This window comes from Bacillus cereus group sp. MG9 (genome assembly GCF_040459995.1).
Lineage (GTDB): Bacteria > Bacillota > Bacilli > Bacillales > Bacillaceae_G > Bacillus_A > Bacillus_A mycoides.
Genome location: NZ_JARVHC010000001.1, coordinates 4,433,976 through 4,456,009 on the forward strand (window position 1 = coordinate 4,433,976; position 22,034 = coordinate 4,456,009).

The window sequence follows — 22,034 nt, forward strand, 5'->3', positions numbered from 1 at the left end:
TTCCAAGTTATAAAGATGGAACGGATGGTGTCCACGCTCTTTTATGTTCTACTTCTTCCGTATTTCCCGCTTCTTCCACTTCTAAATCAAAAATCTTCGCAAATAAAGCTAATTTTTCGCCAGCTCCCTCTTCAACAGCTAATTCTTTAGCTACTAAAATTGGGTCTTTTAACAATTGGTTAATAATACTTTTCGTATGTTTACTAATTACTTTTTTCTCACGATCACTAAGGTTTGGTATTTTTCGCTCAAGACTTTCCATCGTATCACTTTGAATTGCTAGCGCTTTATCACGAAGAGCTGATATTAACGGTACAACACCTAGCGTACTTAACCACGTTTTAAATAAAACCATTTCTTCTTCAATCATAAATTGAATTTTCTCTGCTTCTTTTAAACGTTCAGCACGGTTTGCTTCAACTACACCTTGCAGATCGTCGATATCATATAAGAAAGAGCCTTCTAATTCATCAATCGCCGGATCAATATCACGTGGTACTGCAATATCAACCATAAATAACGGACGACCAGAGCGCATTCTCTCTACTTTTGTCATCATTTCTTTCGTAATGACATATTCTGATGCACCCGTTGAACTAATTAAAATATCCGCTTCTAATAATGCACATTGCAATTCACTTAAAGGCTTTGCATGTCCCATATATTTCTCAGCCATCACTTCCGCTTTCGTAAGCGTCCTATTCATAACCGTTACTTTACGAGCTCCACTTCCGTATAAGTTTTGCAGTGCAAGTTCACCCATCTTACCCGCACCAAGAATAAGTACATGACAATCTGTTAAATCGCCAAATATTTTCTTTCCGAGCTCAACAGCAGCATAACTAACAGACATCGCACTTTCACCAATCGTTGTTTCTGAGTGCGCACGTTTTGCTAACGTAACCACTTGCTTAAACAACTCATTAAAAATTGTACCTGTCGCTTTTACTTGTTGTGCTTCTAAAAAGCTATCTTTTATTTGACCTAAAATTTGCGTCTCTCCAACAACCATAGAATCCAAACCGCACGTTACGCGGAATAAATGATCTATTGCGCCATCTTGTTCAAAAATAGACAAGTATGGTGCGACTTCTTCTATTTCAAGCTGAAACCAATCAGCTAAAAACTTCTTAATGTAATACCGTCCCGTGTGTAATTGATCGACAACAGCGTAAATCTCAGTGCGATTACAAGTTGATACAATGACATTTTCTAGCACGCTCTTTTGGTTTTGTAATATAGTCATTGCTTGCTCTAGCTCTGCTGCCTGAAATGTGAGTTTCTCACGAAATTCTACAGGGGCTGTTCGATAATTTACACTAACAACAAGAATATGCACGCAGCATGTCCCCCTTCACCCGTTTTATCACTTTATCTACTATCATAATACAACTTTCCTCTTATGAATCTGACAATCGTGTGAACAACTGATTATTTTTTATTTATTCTCCATATGTAATAAAGGAGCTTCAGTAAGATTAATAAAGAACTTTCTACTTTATAATAATTATAAAATAATAACTCTATTTGTACGTTACCAAAAAAAGTCCTCATAATCAAGTGATGGAAACTATTCCATATTAATTATAACATCATCTTTTCTATCTTCTTTCATCATGAAGGAAAATATGTATGATTGTTCCAAAATATAGTACTCACTTTCTCGATGCAATGCATTTGACATTGTATTTCTTTTTCGTTATATTGGTTTTACAAAATTAAATTGTGCACAATTTAAAAATACAAGGAGTTGCCTATGAAAGAAAATCCTTTGCATCTAGATAACCAACTTTGTTTTTCTATTTACGCTTGTTCTAGAGAGGTTACCCGTTTTTACCGCCCCTATTTAGAAGAAATGGGCATTACGTATCCCCAGTACATTACTTTACTCGTACTCTGGGAACAAGACGGACTAACAGTAAAAGAAATTGGAGAACGTCTATTTTTAGATTCTGGTACTTTAACACCTATGTTAAAACGTATGGAATCATTAAAACTTGTACAACGTGTTCGTTCAAAAGAAGACGAGCGAAAAGTTTGTATTGAATTAACAGAACAAGGTAAAGATTTAAAAGAAATAGCTTGTTCATTACCAACAACGATGGCTACAAATTTAGGCATTACAGAGCAAGAATATCATTCTTTATTAATCCAATTAAACACATTAATTGAAACAATGAAAAAAATTAATGACAGAAAAGGGGAATAAACATGGATAAATTATATACTGCTTCAGTAACAGCAACAGGTGGAAGAAACGGTAAGGTAGTTTCAGATGATGGCATATTAAATCTTGATGTAAAAATGCCAAAAGCACTAGGTGGCGCAGGCGGAGAAGCAACAAATCCAGAACAATTATTTGCAGCTGGTTATGCAGCTTGCTTTGATAGTGCATTGCAACTTGTAATTCGTACAAAACGTATGAAGGTGGAAAGTACAGAAGTGACTGCACACGTTTCTATCGGTAAAGATACAGATGGTGGTTTCGGACTATCTGCTGTACTTGACGTACATGTTGCTGGTGTTTCTCATGCCGAAGCACAAGAACTTGTAGAAGCCGCTCACGGTGTATGTCCTTACTCTAAAGCAACAAGAGGAAATATTGAAGTTACATTAAACGTACGCTAAAAGTTTAGTAAATAAAAAAAAACGCGCGACATTCGTCACGCGTTTTTTGTTTTTGTCATTTTATGAATTGCTTTCCATGCTTCTTCTTTTCCAAGTCCTGTTTCAGAAGAGAATAGAACGATTTCATCGCCAATTTCAACAGCAAGCGTTTCTTTTACAACTTTTAAATGCTTTTGCCATTTCCCTTTCGGAATTTTATCGGCTTTCGTTGCAATAATAATTGTTGGGATTTCATAATGCTTTAAGAAATCATACATCATAATGTCATCTTTTGTTGGTTGGTGACGTAAATCAACTACTAATACAGCTGCGTCTAATTGCGTACGTGTTGTAAAGTAAGTTTCAATCATTCTGCCCCATGCCGCGCGCTCTGTTTTAGATACTTTCGCATATCCATAACCTGGAACGTCAACAAAATGCATCATTTCATTGATTAAGAAAAAGTTCAGCGTTTGCGTTTTTCCTGGTTTAGAAGAAATACGTACTAACTTTTTACGATTTAAAATTTTATTAATAAAGGAAGACTTCCCGACATTAGAACGACCTGCTAAGGCAATTTCTGGTAAATCACTGTCTGGATATTGTTCCGGTTTAACGGCACTAATTACAATATCTGCTTTTGTTACTTTCATTGTTTCACTCCTACTAATGCGTGCTCCAATACTTCGTCTAAATGAGATGCAAGCACAAACGTAAGGTTTTCTTTTACGCTCTCTGGAATATCATCTAAATCTTTCTCATTTTCCGCCGGTAAAATAATTTTTGTTAATCCCGCGCGGTGAGCACTTAATGTTTTTTCTTTCAAACCACCAATCGGTAATACACGACCACGAAGTGTAATTTCACCTGTCATACCAACTTCTTTACTTACAGGAATACCTGTTAGTGCAGAAATAAGTGCCGTTGCCATCGTAATACCTGCTGACGGTCCATCTTTTGGAACTGCTCCTTCTGGAACATGAATATGAATATCGTTTTTCTCATGGAAATCCGGATCAATATGAAGTTCTTCTGCACGAGAACGAATATAGCTAAACGCGGCTTGTGCGGATTCTTTCATAACATCCCCAAGTTTCCCTGTTAAAATTAATTTCCCTTTTCCTGGCGCTACAGACACTTCAATTGCAAGTGTATCGCCGCCCGCTGCTGTGTAAGCTAAACCTGTTGCCATACCAACTTGGTCTGTTTTTTCAGCTTGACCATAACGGAATATATGCTTACCAAGTAAATCAACAATATTTTTCTCTGTTACAACAATGCGCTTGCGTTCTGCTGTAACGATAATTTTTGCTGCTTTACGGCAAACTTTTGCAATTTGACGCTCTAACGTACGAACACCAGCCTCGCGTGTATAATAACGAATAATTTCAAGAAGCGCTTCATCACGTACTTGCAAATTACCTTTTCGCAAACCGTGCTCTTTTAATTGTTTCGGCAATAAATGCTCACGAGCAATGTGCACCTTTTCAAGTTCTGTATAACCAGCAATTGAAATGATTTCCATACGGTCAAGCAATGGGCCCGGAACACTTGCAAGTGTATTAGCAGTTGCAACGAACATAACTTTCGATAAATCATATGGCTCTTCAATGTAATGATCACTGAAGTTATGGTTTTGTTCTGGATCTAACACTTCAAGTAACGCTGCTGATGGGTCTCCCCTGAAATCGTTAGACATTTTATCAATCTCATCTAATAAGAAGACTGGATTAACTGTTTTCGCCTTTTTCATACCTTGAATAATACGTCCTGGCATCGCTCCTACATACGTACGACGGTGACCACGAATTTCAGATTCATCACGCACACCACCAAGAGAAACACGTACAAAATTACGGTTTAACGATGTTGCAATAGAACGTGCTAACGAAGTTTTCCCAACCCCAGGAGGTCCTACTAGACAAAGAATTGGCCCTTTTAATGAATTCGTTAACTTCTGTACAGCTAAATATTCAAGTACTCGCTCTTTCACTTTTTCAAGACCGTAATGATCTTTATTTAAAATTTCTTCCGAATGAGTGAGGTCAATCATATCCTCTGTTGCTGTTGTCCAAGGGAGAGCTAATAACCAATCAATATAATTATGAATGACACCACTCTCAGCAGAACTTACAGGTAATTTTTCATAACGATCTAATTCTTTCAGTGCAGCCTTCATTGTTTCTTCAGGCATTCCCGACTGTTCAATTTTCTCACGAAGTTCTTCAACTTCCCCGCCCTTGCCTTCTTTATCACCAAGTTCAGTTTGAATCGCCTTCATTTGCTCACGTAAGAAATATTCTTTTTGCGTGCGCTCCATTGAACGTTTCACTTTTTGTCCAATTTTCTTTTCTAGGCTAAGTAACTCTTGTTCATCTTGAATAATTGAAATAAGTGTATGTAGTCGCTCTTTCACAGATACAATCTCTAAAATCTCTTGTTTCTGCTTCGTTTTAATCGGTAAGTGAGAAGCAATTAAATCAGCTAGTCTTCCCGGTTCTTCTACATCAGCTACCGTTGCAAATGTTTCATTTGAAACTTTTTTCGAAACTTTAATATATTGTTCGAAATGCTCCAGTAACGTACGCATAAGAGCCTTCTCTTCTAAATCATCTTCTACTTCTTCCGTTACCGTTTTAATAGAAACTTGCACTATATTTTCTTCTTCGATAAACTCTACTACTTCTGCTCTATGTAAACCTTCTACAAGGACACGAAGCGTACCGTTCGGCAATTTTAACATTTGCTTCACTTTCGCCACTGTACCTACACTATATATGTCATCTTCTTTCGGATCGTCGATATTCATTTCTTTTTGCATTGCTAAAAAGATGATATTTTCATCCATTGCCGCCTGCTCTAGTGCTTGTATCGATTTATCACGTCCTACATCAAGATGCAGAACCATCGTTGGATATACGAGAATGCCTCTTAATGGTAGGAGGGGCACAATTCTTTCATTCGTATTCATACTAGACATAGCACCTCCATAATAAATTAAACTCCTGTTCAACTATTTTATATTACAATACATCTAGATGCAATTGCAGAGATTCTTCGCAATTGTTAATCCCCTGTTTTTTGTGCCTCACGAAAAGAAAAAAGACTCCGCTTAAGCATACAAACTTAAACGAAGTCTGGCAAATTTTTATTATTGTATATTCTCACATTGATTGTGCATCTGTTTCGTCCAAATCATTATGTGCATCAAGCTCACGATGCATATTTTCCTGCATAAATGTTAATTCAAATACTTCTTTTAATTTGCGAACAGGAATGATCTCAATTCCCTTTATTGTATACAAAAATGGTTGCATGTTTTCAGCCGGAATGATGACTTTCTTAGCTCCCGCTTTTTTCGCAGCTTTTATTTTTGCGTACACACCACCAATAGGCTTCACTTCTCCGTGGATACTTATCTCACCTGTCATCGCTACTTCATTATTCACATACGTACGATGCACTGCTGAATAGACACCTGTTGCCATAGCAATACCTGCTGAAGGACCATCAATCGGGATACCACCAGGAAAATTAATATGTATATCATACCCTTCTGGCAACACATCTAGAGAACGAAGTACTGTTAACACATTATCAACAGAACCTTTCGCCATACTTTTTCGACGAATCGATTTCGTTTGATTTCCAATACTTTCCTCTTCTACAATTCCAGTGACATTTACTGATCCTTTATCTTTCGCAGGAATAGCTGTTACCTCAATTTCTAATAACGCACCTGTATTCGGCCCATATACAGCAAGCCCGTTCACAAGACCGATTCTCGGAATTGGATAAATACGTTTTTCGTACTTTGGTGTAAGCTGACTAGAATGAACAACCCACTCAATATCTTCATCTTTAATGAAAGGTCGTTCTTCATTTATCGCCATACCAGCAGAAATTTGCACGAGATTAATTGCTTCTCGCCCATTTCTTGCATACATTCCAATCATTTCGATACCGTTCTCACCTACTTGCATCTCCACTTTGTCAGCTGCATTTTTCGCTACTTTTTGAATTTCTTCTGTATCTAACTCACGGAAGAACACTTCTAAACAACGCGACCTAATTGCTGGAGGAATTTCCTCTGGTGAACGTGTTGTTGCACCAACTAAGCGAAAATCTGCAGGTAAACCTTTTTGAAAAATATCATGTATATACGTTGGAATCATCGAATTTTCTTCACTATAATACGCACTTTCCAAAAACACTTTCCGATCTTCTAACACTTTTAGCATTTTATTCATTTGAATTGGATGTAATTCACCAATCTCATCAATGAACAAAATACCACCATGCGCATCTGTTACAGCCCCTTTTTTCGGTTGCGGGATACCCGCTTGTCCCATTGCACCTGCTCCTTGATAAATAGGATCATGCACTGAACCAATTAATGGATCCGCAATACCACGCTCATCAAACCTAGCTGTCGTCGCATCAAGTTCGATAAATGTTGCATTTGTACGAAATGGAGATTTCGGATTTCGTTTCGCTTCTTCTAATACAAGGCGTGCTGCCGCTGTCTTTCCGACACCTGGCGGACCGTATATGATCACATGTTGCGGATTAGGACCACAAAGAGCCGCTTTTAACGACTTAATCCCGTCTTCTTGCCCTACAATGTCTATAAAGGATGTAGGACGTACCTTTTCCGCAAGCGGCTCTGTTAAAGAAACCTCACGCATTTTACGAAGCTGCTCTAATTCTTTTTTCGATTCTCGATCAATTGAAACTTTTTGTGTTCGCTGATTTCGAAGTAAATGCCAAAAATACAATCCGACAATTACGCCAAAAACAAGTTGAACAAGTAAAAATATATTTGTCCAGCTCATAATTCATTTCCTCCCGCTATGTTTTACCTTTTAGTATTTCCTGGGAGGAATAGTGCTAAACATAAAGAAAAACAGCAATTATAAAAATTGCTGTTTCTTCTTCGCATTATGCAGATGTTTTTGTATCAAGTACAGTACCGTCTTGTAACACCAATTTCGGCGGTTCATTATCAGCTACTGTTTCTTTCGTAAGAATACACTTCTCGATATCTTTGCGAGATGGAAGTTCGAACATTACATCAAGCATCAAGCCTTCAATAATAGAACGAAGTCCACGAGCACCTGTTTTACGTTCAATTGCTTTTTTCGCAATCTCAACTAGTGCACCTTCTTCAAACTCTAACTCAACATCGTCAAGCTCCAATAATTTTTGGAATTGCTTAACAAGTGCATTTTTCGGTTTAGTTAAAATATCTACAAGAGCATCTTCATCAAGCGGCTCTAGGTTCGCAATAACTGGAAGACGACCGATAAACTCCGGAATTAAACCGAATCTTAAAAGATCCTCTGGTAAAACGTGAGATAAAACATGCTTCTCATTTACATCAGCATTTTTCTTCTCAGCACCAAATCCAATTACTTTCTCACCAAGGCGACGTTTAATAATAGGCTCGATGCCATCAAACGCTCCACCACAAATGAATAGGATGTTCGTTGTATCAATTTGAATAAACTCTTGATGCGGGTGCTTACGACCACCTTGAGGTGGAACGCTCGCTACAGTACCTTCTAAAATTTTCAGAAGTGCCTGCTGTACACCTTCACCAGATACATCACGTGTAATTGATGGATTTTCGGACTTACGTGCCACTTTATCAATCTCATCAATATAAATAATTCCTTTTTCCGCTTTTTCTACATCGTAATCAGCCGCTTGAATTAGTTTTAGTAAGATGTTTTCTACATCTTCCCCAACGTATCCAGCTTCTGTTAAAGATGTTGCGTCCGCGATTGCAAATGGAACATTTAAAATACGCGCTAATGTTTGTGCCAATAATGTTTTACCACTACCAGTTGGCCCAATAAGTGAAATATTACTCTTCGCTAATTCTACATCATCAATTTTGCTGTTAGAATTAATGCGTTTGTAATGGTTATATACCGCTACCGCTAGTGCTTTTTTCGCGTTATCTTGTCCGATGACATACTCATCTAAGATTTCACGAATTTCTACCGGTTTCGGTACATCTTTGAATTCTACTTCTTCGTCCTTCGCAAGCTCCTCTTGTACAATTTCAGTACAAAGCTCGATACACTCGTCACAAATGTAAACACCTGGACCTGCAACTAACTTTCGAACTTGCGTTTGTGTTTTACCACAGAAAGAACATTTTAATTGACCTTTTTCATCATTAAATTTAAACATATTTTCACACCCCTTACAAAGTGCTAACCTCTTGCCTTCGTATGTACACGATAAATGTATCGTATGTAAATACATATTATGTCACTACGTAGCGAGAAATACAAATAATATGACTAGTTATGTACAAATAAAAAAATTTTAAAACTTTTGAAATATGTATATTCGACTTACAAAGGCACTTTTCCTTCTTCATCGAAAAGTTTTATAAATATATTTCTATATTTATAAAACAAGGCACGATTAAAATCGCGCCTTGTTATTTTATTATGCAGCGTTGTCTACTAAGAAGTCTACAGCTTTACGCACTTTAAGATCTTCAGATAAAGCGTCTACGCTTCCAAGAGCTTGCTTGATAGCGTCTACTGGCATACCGTACATTTCAGCCATTTTTTCAACTTCTGCAGTTACTTCTTCTTCAGTAACTTCGATGTTTTCAGCTTCAATGATAGCTTCAAGAACAAGATTGATTCTTACACGTTTTTGTGCATCCTCTTTCATTTGCTCTTTTAATTTGTCAGCGTCAGTACCTGTGAATTGGTAGTAAAGCTCAAGGTTCATACCTTGTTGGCTTAAACGTTGCTCGAATTCACGAACCATACGATCTAACTCAGTGTCGATCATAGCTTCTGGAATGTCGATTTCAGCGTTAGCAGCAGCTAATTCTACTACTTCGTCACGTACTTTGTGCTCAGCTTCGTGCTTTTTGCCTTCTTCTAAGTTTGTACGAAGTTTTGTTTTTAATTCATCAAGAGTTGCAACTTCTTCGTCAGCATCTTTAGCGAACTCGTCGTTTAACTCAGGAAGTTCTTTTGTTTTGATTTCGTGAATTGTTACTTTGAATGTTGCTGGTTTACCAGCTAATTCAGCAGCATGGTACTCTTCTGGGAATGATACTTCAACTTCTTTAGAATCACCAGATTTAAGACCAATTACTTGCTCTTCGAAACCTGGGATGAAAGTACCAGAACCGATTGCAAGAGAATAGTTTTCGCCTTTTCCGCCTTCAAATGCTTCGCCATCAACGAAACCTTCGAAGTCGATTACAGCTGTATCACCATCTGCAGCAGTTCCTTCTTCTTTAACAACTAGTTCAGCTTGACGCTCTTGTAAAGCTTTTACTTCGTTCTCTACATCCTCGTCAGTTACAGTTGTTTCAACTTTTTCTACTGCTAAACCTTTGTAATCACCTAATTTAACTTCAGGTTTTACAGTAACTTTTGCAGTGAAAATTAAGTTTTGGCCTTTTTCGAATTTCTCGATGTCAATCTCAGGATGAGCAACTGGGAAGATACCAGCTTCATCGATTGCTTCACCGTATGCTTTTGGTAAGATGATATCTAAAGCATCTTGGTATAAAGATTCAATACCAAAGCGTTGTTCGAATAATGGACGAGGCATTTTCCCTTTACGGAAACCTGGTACATTAATTGTTTTTACTACTTTTTTGAATGCAGCGTCGATAGAGTTATTTACTTCTTTAGCATCAACTTCGATTGTTAAAACGCCAACGTTACCTTCTAATTTTTCCCATTTTGTAGACATTTATTCTTTCCCTCCAACTATAATAATGTATGCACATACCTCTATAGATCAAAATTTTTATTATCTCTTTCTTGAAATAACAAATGTACAAATAACCCTCTAGCAAAAAGCTTTCAGATACAATGTTCCAATCTACTAATTGTCTAAAAGACAACTACGGTATATTTTGTTCGAGACTAATATGAAACATATTAAGTAAGAGAATTATACTCCTCTTCTCTTACAAACAGGCAGATTTCTGCCTTTTGCAACCCTTACATTATAACATAGAATGTGCTCGTTTCAATAACTGAACGATTCTTTTTCATAATTATACGGGCAAATACCCTTCTCTTTCAATGCGCAGTAACCATTGATAGGCAATATGAAATTCCTCAAACTCAATATTGTATGCTGTCATAAGTTCTTCTTCATCAATAGCCAATCCGAAACGCTTTCTTCCAATTCTCTCTAAGACAGCAGCCCAAATTTCTACTTTATCCATTAATAGAGGGAACGGAAAAATGCTAATTTGTAATTCTTTCCAGTATGTAACCATCGTACTAAATATATCTGGATAATTTTGCTCTAATCGGTTTGAGAATTTATGTATAATTTTATCGGATTGCTCCTCATTATGACCTGTAAATGCTGGAATCACCTTTATCGTATTTCCAAACTTCTCTACTTCTATCTCTTCTTCTATTTGATTTTCTACCATTTTATACAAAATAGAAGTTTTTAAATACGGGTGCTGATCTTCGTCTATTAAAAATTTCTTTAAAGTAGGAAGTGCGAGATCCAGGTCTTTTAACGAAAGTTTCTGGATCACTCTTAGCTTTTGACCAAAGTTTTCTCCAAAAAGCCCATCGGTAAATTCTTCTAATTCAAAATTCGAATCCACTAGCGGTTTATCTTCTTCATTCAGCATCCCTTGCGCAAACAAAGCAAGCTGCGCCAATTTTTCCTTTTGCTCAGGAATTATATCTTTCGTTTGCAAAACTTCCTCAACAGTTTCAATGACACCTTCATAATCATTTGTTTGAACTAAAATAGTTACATACGTTTCAAGAATATCACCAAATAATACAGCTCCTGTTTCAAGCAACTGCTCACATTTTTCTTTCGCTTCTTCCATACGTTTTAATTCTAGCAAACAAATAACGGAAGCTAATTCTGTTTGTTCCGTTTCTGCATTATACTGACGTAATATTTCAAAGCAGCGCAATGCATCTTCGAATTCCCGCTCTTTCAACGCTAAAAAACCTTTATCAATATAGCGTTCTGATAGTTGCGGAAACAATACGACCGTATTTTCTTTTTTATCCATACGTCCGCCTCTTTTTCTAGATTTTAATGATCTTCAAAGTAAATATATCAAATGCGTAATGAGAACACAACATTCCAAAATTATTTATTTGAAATATAGGAATATTCTATTTTCATAACGAAAAAGCAACAAACTTCTAAATGAAATTCATTTTTCACAAACAAAAACCCTCAGCAACAGACGGCAGAGGGTTCATCATTAATGGAAAGCTTTTATAATTGTGGGGTATATAACAAGGGTAATAATTTGGAGAACAATAATTGCCATAACAATCATGCTAAAATAGAAGATTGGTTTACTTCGCTTCATTAAAAACATAATAATAAGCATCGTACAAGCAAACAAACTTAAAAAGAACAAACTCGTTGTCGAACTAAGTATACCACTCGGGACAAAGAACAATAAAACTACACTACAAGTACCTATAATTCCAAATAACCATTCCATTCATTCACTCATTCCCTCTCATGGCAGTTTTTTCTACGCTACTAAATGTTTTACGACATCAATTACATATGTTAACTTTTCATACGCCACAAACCCAAAAGCTACTGTTAAACCCGTTACGATTAATCCTTTCATCATCTCTTCCTCCTCATTTATCGTTGTTATCTTCATTATATAAGATTAGTAATTTGTTACCATCGAACTTCCTTACACTTACCTTACAGAGTTGTAAGATTTCAAAAATAAGTTTAAAATCATGTTAATATATTTTTGTACAATTAAGAATTTAATTTACAAGGGGGATTATATATGTTCAAAAAAATGGCAGCTGACGTTTTAGGATTAAGCGATGTAGGTTCCGTTATCACACCAAAAGATTACGATAAGGTCGATGCTGATGATTACGTAATGCATGAAGATGGGGAGAAAATTTACTTTCTTATTAAATCAAAATCAGATGAATATTGTTTCACAAACAAAGGATTAATTCACCTAGATGGTACAAGTGCCACAAGCAAAAAACGTACATTACGCCGCTTTAGCTATAGTAAATTTCAAATTAAAAACGTAGCACTTGAAACTGCAGGAACGATTGATTTAGATGTAGAAATTAAATTTCAAATGGGAGATGAGCATTACTCAATTGATGTTCATAAAAAACATATTGAAGAATTAAAAGATTTATATAAGGCTCTTCTTAAAATCGAAGAAATTTCATACGACAACGACATTACATTGCATTATGCACATAAAAGTTTAGATATGGCATCTAACGCTTTCAGCCGTATTTCAAATGCACAAGTAAATTTAGCAGAACAGTTTAAAGAGATGAACGAGATCGCCTTTAACTGGCTCGTTGATACGAAAAAGCAATATAACGTGAAAGATTACGGTTTTGTCTTTGAAAAATTTATTAATAACTAATTTAAAACAAACAAAAAACCTTGTTATCAAAAGATAACAAGGTTTTTTTAGCGTCCCAGGAGAGATTCGAACTCCCGACCGTACGCTTAGAAGGCGTATGCTCTATCCGGCTGAGCTACTGGGACATGGAGCGGGTGAAGAGAATCGAACTCTCGACCAGAGCTTGGAAGGCTCTTGTTTTACCACTAAACTACACCCGCATATGTTATTTTATTTTTCTTCGTTAGCGCCGTTGCCCTATCGACAATATTTATTATATTCATAACTACTTATAAAGTCAACACTTTTTTAAAAGAGGATAATTTTTCTTATCCTCTTTTAAAAATTGCTTGTTCCACCAGCTGTCCATCTAATGTTTCAAAACGAACTTCTATATGGTTTTCATCCATTTCTAATAAAGCGAATGTTTTTTCCACACGAGAGCGTGGGAGCAAAATACTTCCTGGATTAATAAATAAAATCCCATCAATTAATTCTGCCCCTAATATATGAGAATGTCCAAAGCATGCTACTTGTGCTCCTACTTCTTCTGCATGATACGCTAACGTTTGTAACGTCATTTTCACATTATGACGATGACCGTGTACAACTAAGAAACGAATTCCATCTACATCAGTTACAATTTCATCTTGAAAGTTAGCATAATCACAATTCCCTTTTACAACTTGGAAACCTTGTAGCTCTTCGTGAGCAGGCGTTAGCTCTGAATCACCACAATGAATCATGACATCTACTTTCCCTTCATATTTCTCTTTTAACTGCTGTAATTCCTTCACAGAGCTATGACTATCGCTTACGATTAAAGCTTTCATCAATCTCTCTCCCTTATTCTTCTAAAAACCATTCCGGGATTTTCTCTTCTAATTTACGAAGAGCGCGTCCGCGGTGGCTAATGGCATTTTTCTCATCTGAGCTTAGCTCCGCCATTGCCTTTTTATATTCTTCTACATAAAAAATCGGATCGTATCCAAAACCATTTTCCCCGCGGCGCTGTTCTAAGATTTTCCCTTCACACGTTCCGTTTACAATAACCGGCTCTTTATCTGCCTCAGGGAAAGCAACCGCTAGTGCACAGTAAAAACGAGCTGTACGTTTTTCTAAATCGATGTCAGTTAACTCTTGCAACACTTTATCGATATTCGCTTGGTCATCTTTCGGCTCTCCAGCAAAACGAGCTGAATATACACCTGGTTTCCCGTTTAAGGCATCTACAATAAGACCTGAGTCATCCGCAATTACGATGGAATTCAACTGTCTACTAAGACTGTCCGCTTTCAAAATTGCGTTTTCTTCAAATGTTTCACCAGTTTCTTCGACTTCTTCAATATGAGGAAAATCGTGTAAAGATTTCACTTCTAAGTCAAATCTCTCAAATAACTCAGCAAACTCACGTACTTTCCCAAGATTTTTCGTCGCTACAACAACTTGCTTCATATTTTCCACCTCTACTCTATATGAGATACGATGTCACCTAACGCTTCTTTTTGCTTTTCAACAAGTTGGAAAATCCCTTGTTCAGCAGCATCAAGTAATTCATTTAATTCAACTCTGCTAAACGTCGCTTCTTCTCCAGTTCCTTGCACTTCAACAAACTGACCTTTTCCAGTCATAATAACGTTCATATCAACGTCTGCTTTAGAATCTTCAGCATAATTTAAATCTAAAACAACACCTTGTTCTTCAACAACACCTACTGACGTTGCCGCTAAATAATCTTTCACCGGAATTTTAGATACTTTTTCTGCTTGCAATAATTTTTCAAAAGCTAATACCATCGCTACATAAGCACCTGTAATAGAAGCTGTTCTCGTTCCGCCATCCGCTTGAATTACATCACAGTCAATCCAAACCGTTCTTTCACCAAGCGCTTCTAAATCAACAACCGCACGTAATGCTCGTCCAATTAAACGCTGGATTTCCATTGTGCGCCCTGTTACTTTCCCTTTACTTGACTCTCTGATTGTACGTTGCTCTGTCGCACGTGGAATCATTGAGTATTCTGCTGTTACCCAGCCTTTTCCTTCTCCGCGCATAAACGGCGGTACACGCTCTTCAATTGTCGCTGAACAAATTACCTTTGTATCTCCAACTTCAATTAGTACTGATCCCTCTGGATGTTTTAAATAATTTGTATGAATATGTATATGGCGTAGCTCTGCTTTTCCTCTACCATCTACTCGCATAAAAATAACCCCCTCATAAATACTCTCATTAGTATAGCCAAATTTAAATGTACGCTATGTATAACAATAAAAGAAGGGGAACTCAAAAAGCAATTCCCCTTTCTTACATAAGTATATCAAATTATTCGCGATTAAAAACTACCTGTATTCACGTTTTGTGGACGATCAACAGGTTTTATTAACTTTTCACCTTTCTCATCCATAAGATTTGCTTTCCCATTCACTTCAATAGAAACATTTTTCACACCTTGTTTTTCCGTTAAAGATAAGACTAACGATTTCAACACATAATTTGAAATCATGTTTTTGTCTGGGTTCACAAATATATTTTCATTAAAGTTTAATGTAATATTTCCGTTCTCCACTTTTGGATTCGTAATAAGCTTAGCTCCTGGATTAAAATCATTTAGTAGCGATCCTTGAATCGGACCTTTTACAAGCTCATCCACAATTGCCGAGTAATCATTTTCTTTTCCTTCTGCAACGCGCCTTGTTACCGGTACGTAATATTGCTGCTTATTATTATTTTGCGCCATAAAGTAAAGTGTAACCGGTTTTGTATGCGTCACATCTGCTACTTGTTCATCATCAAAGTTAATTCCATTCGCACGACTTACACCTTCACCAAGCGGCGTACCCGCAACAGGCATCTTCGCTAACTTTTCACCATTTATTTGGAACTGCACTTGTTTTATTTCTGTAAATTGAGTCAAAGTCCACGCTACTGATTCAACAATTTGACGTTCTTCTTCTTTTGAATAATTTTTCATTTCTTTAGAGAAATCAATTACTGCTGTCCCGCCTTTTTTCAAATTCAAGGTCATCGTCGTATTCGCTGGAAGGACTGCTCGAAATCCATTTGGCAATAAATTTGTGACTGGTCCATCTTTCACAAGATACTCTAACGTTTGCTGTACAACTTCATTCGCTTTCGGAGTAGGCATTGCAATAGTTTGCGGTACGACATATCCATTTTTATCAACGAGGTATAACTCTCTATTTACTGTTTGCTCTTGTTTATCTTTTTTAGCAGTTTCTTTCTTTTCACCTTCTGTATACGTAACTTTTTTTGGCGGATCAATTTGTTCTGTCGCTTTCTCTTGATTTAACAAGCCACACCCTGATAATAAAATCGCACTCACAGTAGCACCAACAACCCATTTAAAAGTGGATTTAGGCATGCCATTCCCCCCTAAAATCTAAGTTTGTACTATTATGTATACGAGCTGTTTCATATTTTAGAACAAGCTATGGCTACTTATACAGAAAAAACCCCTGATTTCTCAGGAGTTCTCTTATATGAATCTACTATTATTCTGTTTCTAAATTGATATGCTTCACATTTTCAATCGGCTGACCGAACCACTTTGATGCAATTTCTTTAAACAGGCCTATTTTACCAGTCGTTAAGAAGAGATGATCACTTTGTTCTTCTCCCTCATTTAGCATCTTACTATGGTATAAAATCGTGCTTACCTCACGCGCTGTTTCATCACCCGAACTAATTAATTGTACTTGATCCCCCATTACCTTTTTAATAACAGGACCTAAAATCGGATAATGTGTACATCCTAGAATAAGCGTATCAATGTCAGTACTTTTCAACGGTTGCAATGTTTCTCTTACAACTTCATACGCCATTTCACTTTCGAAATTCCCACTCTCTACAAGCTCAACGAAAGGTGGGCACGCTAAACTTTCTACCATAACACGGTTATTAATAGACTTTAGCGCCTCTTCATAGGCGCCACTTTTTACTGTTCCAATCGTTCCAATAATCCCAACATGATACGTATTTGTCACTTTTAAAGCTGTACGTGATCCTGGATGAATAACTCCAACTACTGGAATTGGTAATTGTTTCTGCATTTCTTCTAATACAACCGCAGTTGCTGTATTACACGCAATAACTAACATTTTGATATTTAAATCTAATAAATGCTCCGTCATTTCCCACGTAAATTGACGCACTTCTTCACGAGAACGCGGACCATAAGGGCAACGTGCTGTATCCCCTAAATATATAATACGCTCTTTCGGCAACTGACGAATTAATTCCTTCGCTACTGTTAAACCGCCCACTCCTGAATCAATAACACCGATCGCTCTATTCAACTTAATCACCCGTTTTCTCATTCATCATCTTTTATGTTTATCAGTATATTTTACACACTTTAAGTTCGCTAACTTAAAGTGCCCCTGTATAAAAATTTTCATTTGTACCTATATAGATCAGGACATTTTTTATTTTGCTCCTTTTTTTCATAATTTGCAAGACAGAAAAATAACCGACCTTCTATATGAAAGTCGGTTTCTTCTATATAAAATGCTCATTCAAAATAAAACTCCCGCTACTTTTATTAATAGCGGGAGTTTTATTTCTATATTTTATTTATCGCGTTCTTTATAGCCTTACCTATTTATATATGAAGCATGCTTATCATTCATATGGAGCATGAAACAAACAGAAAAATAGCCGACCTTTTGTATAAAAGTCGGCTGCTTTCTTATAGTTCTAGCTCTCCCATACGAAGAAGCTCAACAACTGCTTGTGAACGTCCTTTAACCCCTAGCTTTTGCATTGCGTTTGAGATGTGATTACGTACTGTTTTTTCACTTATAAACAGTTCACCTGCAATTTCCTTCGTCGTTTTATCTTGAACCAGTAATTCAAATACTTCTCTTTCTCTCTTTGTGAGTAACGGTTTAGATTGATACGCTTTTTCCTTCAACTGGTATAACCCTCCTTGCTTAAGCCAGAGCTGTATATGTGTAAGTTGGGTGTTTATTTAGTCAAGATATTGTATGAACGAAATGTGCAGGTGGTGAATGAAAATGGGCTTTATTTCTTATGTTATTTTAGACTTTTATACAGTGCGTACACTCTTTTTATCCACTTACTTTTCAGTACGCCATATTTGTTCTAGTAATATGCTGACAACTGTACCTACGAACAAACCATTTCCGAATATATATTGCATCACAGACGGCAAGGATTGGAGTGCTCCAGACGGTAAAAACATAACACCACTTCCAAATAATATAGCAACTCCTAAAATCGTTACATTCCTTTCGCTAAGTGGTACTTGTTTTATATTATGAAATCCAATTCCAATAAGCTGCACGAACGAAGCCATTAAAACCGCAGATGCGACCGCGGATGGCAGAGAGGCTAAGTAGCGGATAATACTTGGAAACAGCGACATACCGACTAATAGTACACATGCAAATAAGAATGTACGCATGTACTTTTGATTTGTTAAACGTATGAAACCTGCCGTTGCTGGTAACGGAACGACACCTACAGTTGAAAATACAGAGGAAATGATATGTGAAATCCCTCCAACCCACGTTCCATCCTTCAACTGTTTTTGTTCAATAGTCGCTTTATGAATGGTAGCTTGATTAATTGCTATAATAGCTGCCACTGTATTTGAAACTAAAATACATACCATAACGAAACTTGATACAGCCATACCTGTATTCCATTTTGGAATTCCCCACGCGAATATATGTGGAAGTTGCACAAAATGAGTTACTTGAGATGGGATCGTCACTTTTCCTGCAATGAGAAAAATAATCCAGCCACTAATTAACCCTATTAAAACCGCATAACTTTTAACAAACCCTTTTCCGAAGTTGGAGAGTATGACTACGAATAAAAATATGCCAAAAGCAATTAATGCTGTAAATCCATCAATTTGAGAAACAGTAGCTGTAATTCCTAGCATTCCTTTTAAAAATACACCACTTAATTGTAAACATAATAAAAGTAAGAACGTCCCTGTCACGAGCGGCGTAAATAAAAATAAAATACGCCCGATAACTCCCGTTACTCCTAGCCCTATTAAAACAACTCCCGCAACCATCATTCCTAATTCTAAAATTTGCAATGTACTATGTAATTGATCCTGCCCTACAGTTGCATAAGCAAGCACGGTAAATACACCAACCCAAGATCCAGCTGGTCCATCCGCAATCGGAAGCTTATGTCCAAGCCATCCTTGTAAAAAAGAAGATATACCAACTACGAAAAACGTACGCTGCATTAAATAAAATACTTCTTCCGTCGTAAGATGAAATAATCCGCCAACGACAATTGGTAGCGCGATTGAGTTTGCTAATAAAAAAATAAACCATTGCAAAGTTCCCATAATATGATTTTGATTATGTTGATTGTCCAAACTTTTCATCCCTTCGTGCTTCCTTATAAGGAAGTATAGTACTTCCCTGTTTCTACTAAATAAAAAAGAAGGGTTCTATTTTCACAATTAGAACCCTTCTAAAAACATCTAAACGATTCCTCTATACAAGATTATCAGATTTCACTTGATCTAAATCCCCTATAACAACATTCCCTTTATACATAACTACACGCTTCTCTGTTTGACGAGCAACTGCTTCCGCGGCGCATGTTGCATTCGTTAAAACAAAACTTGCCTCATCCCCTACATTCGGCCACACTCGTTTTCCTTCATTATTTAACGTTTCTTTCCCTCCAGTAATAAAACGAAGAGCTTTCCCTAAAGACCTTTCATCACTCCAACCAAATCGTTCTGCCAATCGATTTGCCTTTTGAAGCATATCACCTGTGCCGAACGGAGACCAATGATCTGTAATACTATCATTTCCTAATGAAACTTTAACTCCTTTTCGATCTAATAATGGAATTGGGATTACTTGTTTACCGATTGGAACGGTTGAAGTGATATCAATCTTTAATGCTGCTAGTCTTTCTGCCACTTCTTCAGCTTCTTTATCAGTAACACCACCAAGTCCAAGCGCATGACTAATTGTTACACGACCTTGCCATCCTGCTTCTTCCGTTAGACTTGCTAATCTCTTCATTGTAAACGTTCCAAGATTATTCGCATCGTGCAAATGAATATCAACATCCGCATTAAATTCTACCGCAATGTCCATAATCGTATGTAATGATTTTTCAATATCATTATCTACTGTAGCTGGGTCCACTCCGCCAACTAATTGTGCGCCCATACGCATCGCATCTTTCACAAGTTGCATAGAATTACTTCGCAATAATCCATGTTGCGGAAATGCAACTATTCTACCAGACAACCGATCTTTATATGTTCCTAAAGCCGCTAACGTTGCCTCTAAATTACGAAGTCCAATAACCGGATCCACATTACAATGCGTTCTAATATTTGTTGCGCCATTTCGAAGCAATAACTCTAGCATATTTTCCGCCCTGTCTTGAGCAGTTGCTAATTGCTTTGGTAAAATCGTTTTTTCTTCATTAAAACGTGTGAAAATATTTTCTGCTGGCATACAAGCTTTCCAAGGCCCACTATAATATGTTTTATCAATATGAATATGCATCTCTTCAAAAGCTGGTAAAACTAATAAACGATTAGCATCAAAAGTTAACGTTCCTTCCTCTTGGGCGATTCCCGATATAATTCTTTTAATTCGCCCATCTTCAATAAGAAGACTGCATATCTCAGTTTCCGTTTGTGAAATTTTCGCTTCTTCATATGTATAACCTGTTTCAAGCTTTACATTAGTCAACCAATATAATGTCATTACCATTTCCCCACCTTATATTAGAAAATACGTCACACCCTCATTTTCATTTTAATACCAACTGAAAATTAAGACAATTAATCCACTGTATTGTCCTTTCACAAAAAAATGTAATATAACCTAATGGTCTTCTCATAAAGTGAAACTATAATCAGTGGGGGGGTTCATCCCCCACTGATTATTAGCCTTCACCAATCGGGCGTTTACGGGCAGTTGATCTCCCACCTAACTTCTTTGCTTCAGCCGAATTTTGAGGTGGGAGTTTTACTGCCCGTTAATGCGGGATAAATTTCCATATAGAATAAAAGTACACTGTATCACTCATACATAACAGCGGTGATATAAAAAGGAGAGGATCATAATATGTCGAAGAGGTTATATAAATCCGAAACTGATAAAATGTTATTTGGTATATGCGGTGGTTTAGGAGAATATTTTGATATTAGCTCTACTCTCATTCGCATACTTTGGGTCATTGCTATTTTATGTTTTGGGACGGGGTTTTTAGTTTATTTTATTTGTTTATTATTTATGCCACGCTCTTACTAATAACATTCTTTCATATATTTGAGCATAGCGTATAAAAAATCCCCTATAGATTTTTCTATAGGGGATTTTTTCATGAAGAATATTTCATCGTTAAATGTAATACCGCTACTTCATCCTCTTCATTTTTATAACTATGTTTCTTATTAGCTTCAAACTGAATGGAGTCAAACTCATTTAGCACATATACGTCATTCTCAACTTGAATAGAAACTTTCCCTTTCATTACTGTTACAAGCTCAATTGCTCCTTCATGATGAGCTTCCGGTTCATATATACTATTCGCTCTTAAACAAGCACGGTGCATTTCCATCCCTGTTTCTTTCGTGTAACGGAACATCGTTTCTAAATGCCATGCTTGTCCTACATCTACTGCAAATCCTTCTCCGCAGCGCGCAACAGCTACAGGTTCTCCAACAACCATTAATCTCGATAAAGGAATCGATAACCCTTTCGTTATTTTCCAAATAACAGCTAACGTTGGATTCGTTTCGCCTCTCTCAATTTTCCCTAATGTTAATTTACTAACCCCTGTTTTTTGGGCTAATTCTTCTAAACTTAATTTTTGTTCATTTCGAATTTGTCTTAATAGCTGACCTACTTGCTGAATTACTTCTTTCGTTTGCATATCTTCATTTTCTTTCATATATAAAAACCACCTTAAAATATAAAATAGTTTACTTTTATTAAATTTAAGTATATTATACTATACATAAATACTCAATTCC

21 protein-coding genes and 2 tRNA genes are annotated in these 22,034 nt (G+C 36.6%); 4 read left to right on the forward strand and 19 right to left on the reverse strand.

Going from position 1 to position 22,034, the window contains the following annotated elements; translation table 11 throughout:
• Window positions 1–7: 7 nt before the first annotated feature.
• Window positions 8–1,339: a glutamyl-tRNA reductase gene (gene hemA, locus QCI77_RS22795; protein WP_002015353.1), complete on the reverse strand. Its 1,332-nt coding sequence runs from the start codon at window positions 1,337–1,339 to the stop codon at window positions 8–10.
• A 417-nt stretch (window positions 1,340–1,756) separates the two neighbouring features.
• Between hemA and QCI77_RS22800 the strand changes: the two genes are divergently transcribed.
• On the forward strand, window positions 1,757–2,209 hold the full coding sequence (locus tag QCI77_RS22800) for a MarR family winged helix-turn-helix transcriptional regulator (RefSeq protein ID WP_002015350.1): 453 nt from the start codon (window positions 1,757–1,759) through the stop codon (window positions 2,207–2,209).
• A gap of 2 nt (window positions 2,210–2,211) precedes the next feature.
• A complete protein-coding gene (locus QCI77_RS22805) occupies window positions 2,212–2,628 on the forward strand; it encodes an organic hydroperoxide resistance protein (protein WP_002015349.1) in 417 nt (138 codons plus the stop codon).
• 35 nt (window positions 2,629–2,663) lie between these two features.
• On the opposite strand, the gene yihA is transcribed toward QCI77_RS22805, so the two are convergent.
• The 7 genes from yihA to QCI77_RS22840 form a co-directional block, all read right to left on the reverse strand.
• Window positions 2,664–3,260 carry a ribosome biogenesis GTP-binding protein YihA/YsxC gene (yihA, locus tag QCI77_RS22810; RefSeq protein WP_002088829.1) on the reverse strand — a complete coding sequence of 199 codons (597 nt, stop codon included), beginning with the start codon at window positions 3,258–3,260 and terminating at the stop codon, window positions 2,664–2,666.
• On the reverse strand, window positions 3,257–5,587 hold the full coding sequence (gene lon / locus QCI77_RS22815) for an endopeptidase La (protein WP_002034201.1): 2,331 nt from the start codon (window positions 5,585–5,587) through the stop codon (window positions 3,257–3,259). The genes yihA and lon overlap by 4 nt, the downstream gene beginning before the upstream one ends.
• 184 nt (window positions 5,588–5,771) lie before the next feature.
• The gene (gene lonB, locus QCI77_RS22820; RefSeq protein ID WP_002034202.1) at window positions 5,772–7,442 is read right to left on the reverse strand and encodes an ATP-dependent protease LonB; all 1,671 of its coding nucleotides are present in this window, start codon (window positions 7,440–7,442) and stop codon (window positions 5,772–5,774) included.
• Between the two features lie 106 nt (window positions 7,443–7,548).
• A complete protein-coding gene (clpX, locus tag QCI77_RS22825) occupies window positions 7,549–8,808 on the reverse strand; it encodes an ATP-dependent protease ATP-binding subunit ClpX (protein WP_000472285.1) in 1,260 nt (419 codons plus the stop codon).
• 264 nt (window positions 8,809–9,072) lie between these two features.
• Entirely contained in the window at window positions 9,073–10,350 is a 1,278-nt protein-coding gene (gene tig, locus QCI77_RS22830; RefSeq protein ID WP_002034203.1) for a trigger factor, read from the reverse strand.
• 310 nt (window positions 10,351–10,660) lie between these two features.
• On the reverse strand, window positions 10,661–11,659 hold the full coding sequence (locus tag QCI77_RS22835; RefSeq protein ID WP_113768839.1) for a hypothetical protein: 999 nt from the start codon (window positions 11,657–11,659) through the stop codon (window positions 10,661–10,663).
• A 198-nt stretch (window positions 11,660–11,857) separates the two neighbouring features.
• Entirely contained in the window at window positions 11,858–12,106 is a 249-nt protein-coding gene (locus tag QCI77_RS22840; protein ID WP_001983650.1) for a hypothetical protein, read from the reverse strand.
• 309 nt (window positions 12,107–12,415) lie between these two features.
• Here QCI77_RS22840 and QCI77_RS22845 point away from each other — a divergent pair, with 309 nt between their 5' ends.
• A complete protein-coding gene (locus QCI77_RS22845; RefSeq protein WP_353825505.1) occupies window positions 12,416–13,030 on the forward strand; it encodes a PH domain-containing protein in 615 nt (204 codons plus the stop codon).
• Between the two features lie 51 nt (window positions 13,031–13,081).
• On the opposite strand, the gene QCI77_RS22850 is transcribed toward QCI77_RS22845, so the two are convergent.
• The 10 genes from QCI77_RS22850 to QCI77_RS22895 all read right to left on the reverse strand — a co-directional run bounded on the left by QCI77_RS22850 (window position 13,082) and on the right by QCI77_RS22895 (window position 20,760).
• Window positions 13,082–13,155, reverse strand: a tRNA-Arg gene (locus QCI77_RS22850).
• Window position 13,156: 1 nt separating this feature from the next.
• Window positions 13,157–13,230: transfer RNA gene (locus QCI77_RS22855), tRNA-Gly, on the reverse strand.
• A gap of 108 nt (window positions 13,231–13,338) precedes the next feature.
• Window positions 13,339–13,842: a metallophosphoesterase gene (locus tag QCI77_RS22860; RefSeq protein ID WP_061674628.1), complete on the reverse strand. Its 504-nt coding sequence runs from the start codon at window positions 13,840–13,842 to the stop codon at window positions 13,339–13,341.
• 13 nt (window positions 13,843–13,855) lie between these two features.
• On the reverse strand, window positions 13,856–14,464 hold the full coding sequence (locus QCI77_RS22865; protein ID WP_002143277.1) for an XTP/dITP diphosphatase: 609 nt from the start codon (window positions 14,462–14,464) through the stop codon (window positions 13,856–13,858).
• An 11-nt stretch (window positions 14,465–14,475) separates the two neighbouring features.
• A complete protein-coding gene (rph, locus tag QCI77_RS22870; RefSeq protein ID WP_088004549.1) occupies window positions 14,476–15,213 on the reverse strand; it encodes a ribonuclease PH in 738 nt (245 codons plus the stop codon).
• Between the two features lie 131 nt (window positions 15,214–15,344).
• Window positions 15,345–16,394: a GerMN domain-containing protein gene (locus tag QCI77_RS22875; RefSeq protein WP_002143278.1), complete on the reverse strand. Its 1,050-nt coding sequence runs from the start codon at window positions 16,392–16,394 to the stop codon at window positions 15,345–15,347.
• 130 nt (window positions 16,395–16,524) lie between these two features.
• Window positions 16,525–17,349, reverse strand: a complete 825-nt coding sequence (gene racE, locus QCI77_RS22880) for a glutamate racemase (RefSeq protein WP_003191613.1) — start codon at window positions 17,347–17,349, stop codon at window positions 16,525–16,527.
• A gap of 371 nt (window positions 17,350–17,720) precedes the next feature.
• On the reverse strand, window positions 17,721–17,945 hold the full coding sequence (gene gerE, locus QCI77_RS22885) for a spore germination transcription factor GerE (RefSeq protein ID WP_000659484.1): 225 nt from the start codon (window positions 17,943–17,945) through the stop codon (window positions 17,721–17,723).
• A gap of 165 nt (window positions 17,946–18,110) precedes the next feature.
• On the reverse strand, window positions 18,111–19,406 hold the full coding sequence (locus QCI77_RS22890; RefSeq protein ID WP_353825506.1) for a purine/pyrimidine permease: 1,296 nt from the start codon (window positions 19,404–19,406) through the stop codon (window positions 18,111–18,113).
• A 112-nt stretch (window positions 19,407–19,518) separates the two neighbouring features.
• Window positions 19,519–20,760: an amidohydrolase family protein gene (locus tag QCI77_RS22895; protein WP_197236358.1), complete on the reverse strand. Its 1,242-nt coding sequence runs from the start codon at window positions 20,758–20,760 to the stop codon at window positions 19,519–19,521.
• A gap of 363 nt (window positions 20,761–21,123) precedes the next feature.
• On the opposite strand from QCI77_RS22895, the gene QCI77_RS22900 reads away from it, so the two are divergent.
• The gene (locus QCI77_RS22900; protein WP_113768843.1) at window positions 21,124–21,309 is read left to right on the forward strand and encodes a PspC domain-containing protein; all 186 of its coding nucleotides are present in this window, start codon (window positions 21,124–21,126) and stop codon (window positions 21,307–21,309) included.
• A gap of 70 nt (window positions 21,310–21,379) precedes the next feature.
• Here QCI77_RS22900 and QCI77_RS22905 read toward each other — a convergent pair whose 3' ends face one another.
• The gene (locus QCI77_RS22905) at window positions 21,380–21,952 is read right to left on the reverse strand and encodes a helix-turn-helix domain-containing protein (protein WP_002034214.1); all 573 of its coding nucleotides are present in this window, start codon (window positions 21,950–21,952) and stop codon (window positions 21,380–21,382) included.
• Window positions 21,953–22,034 lie beyond the last annotated feature (82 nt).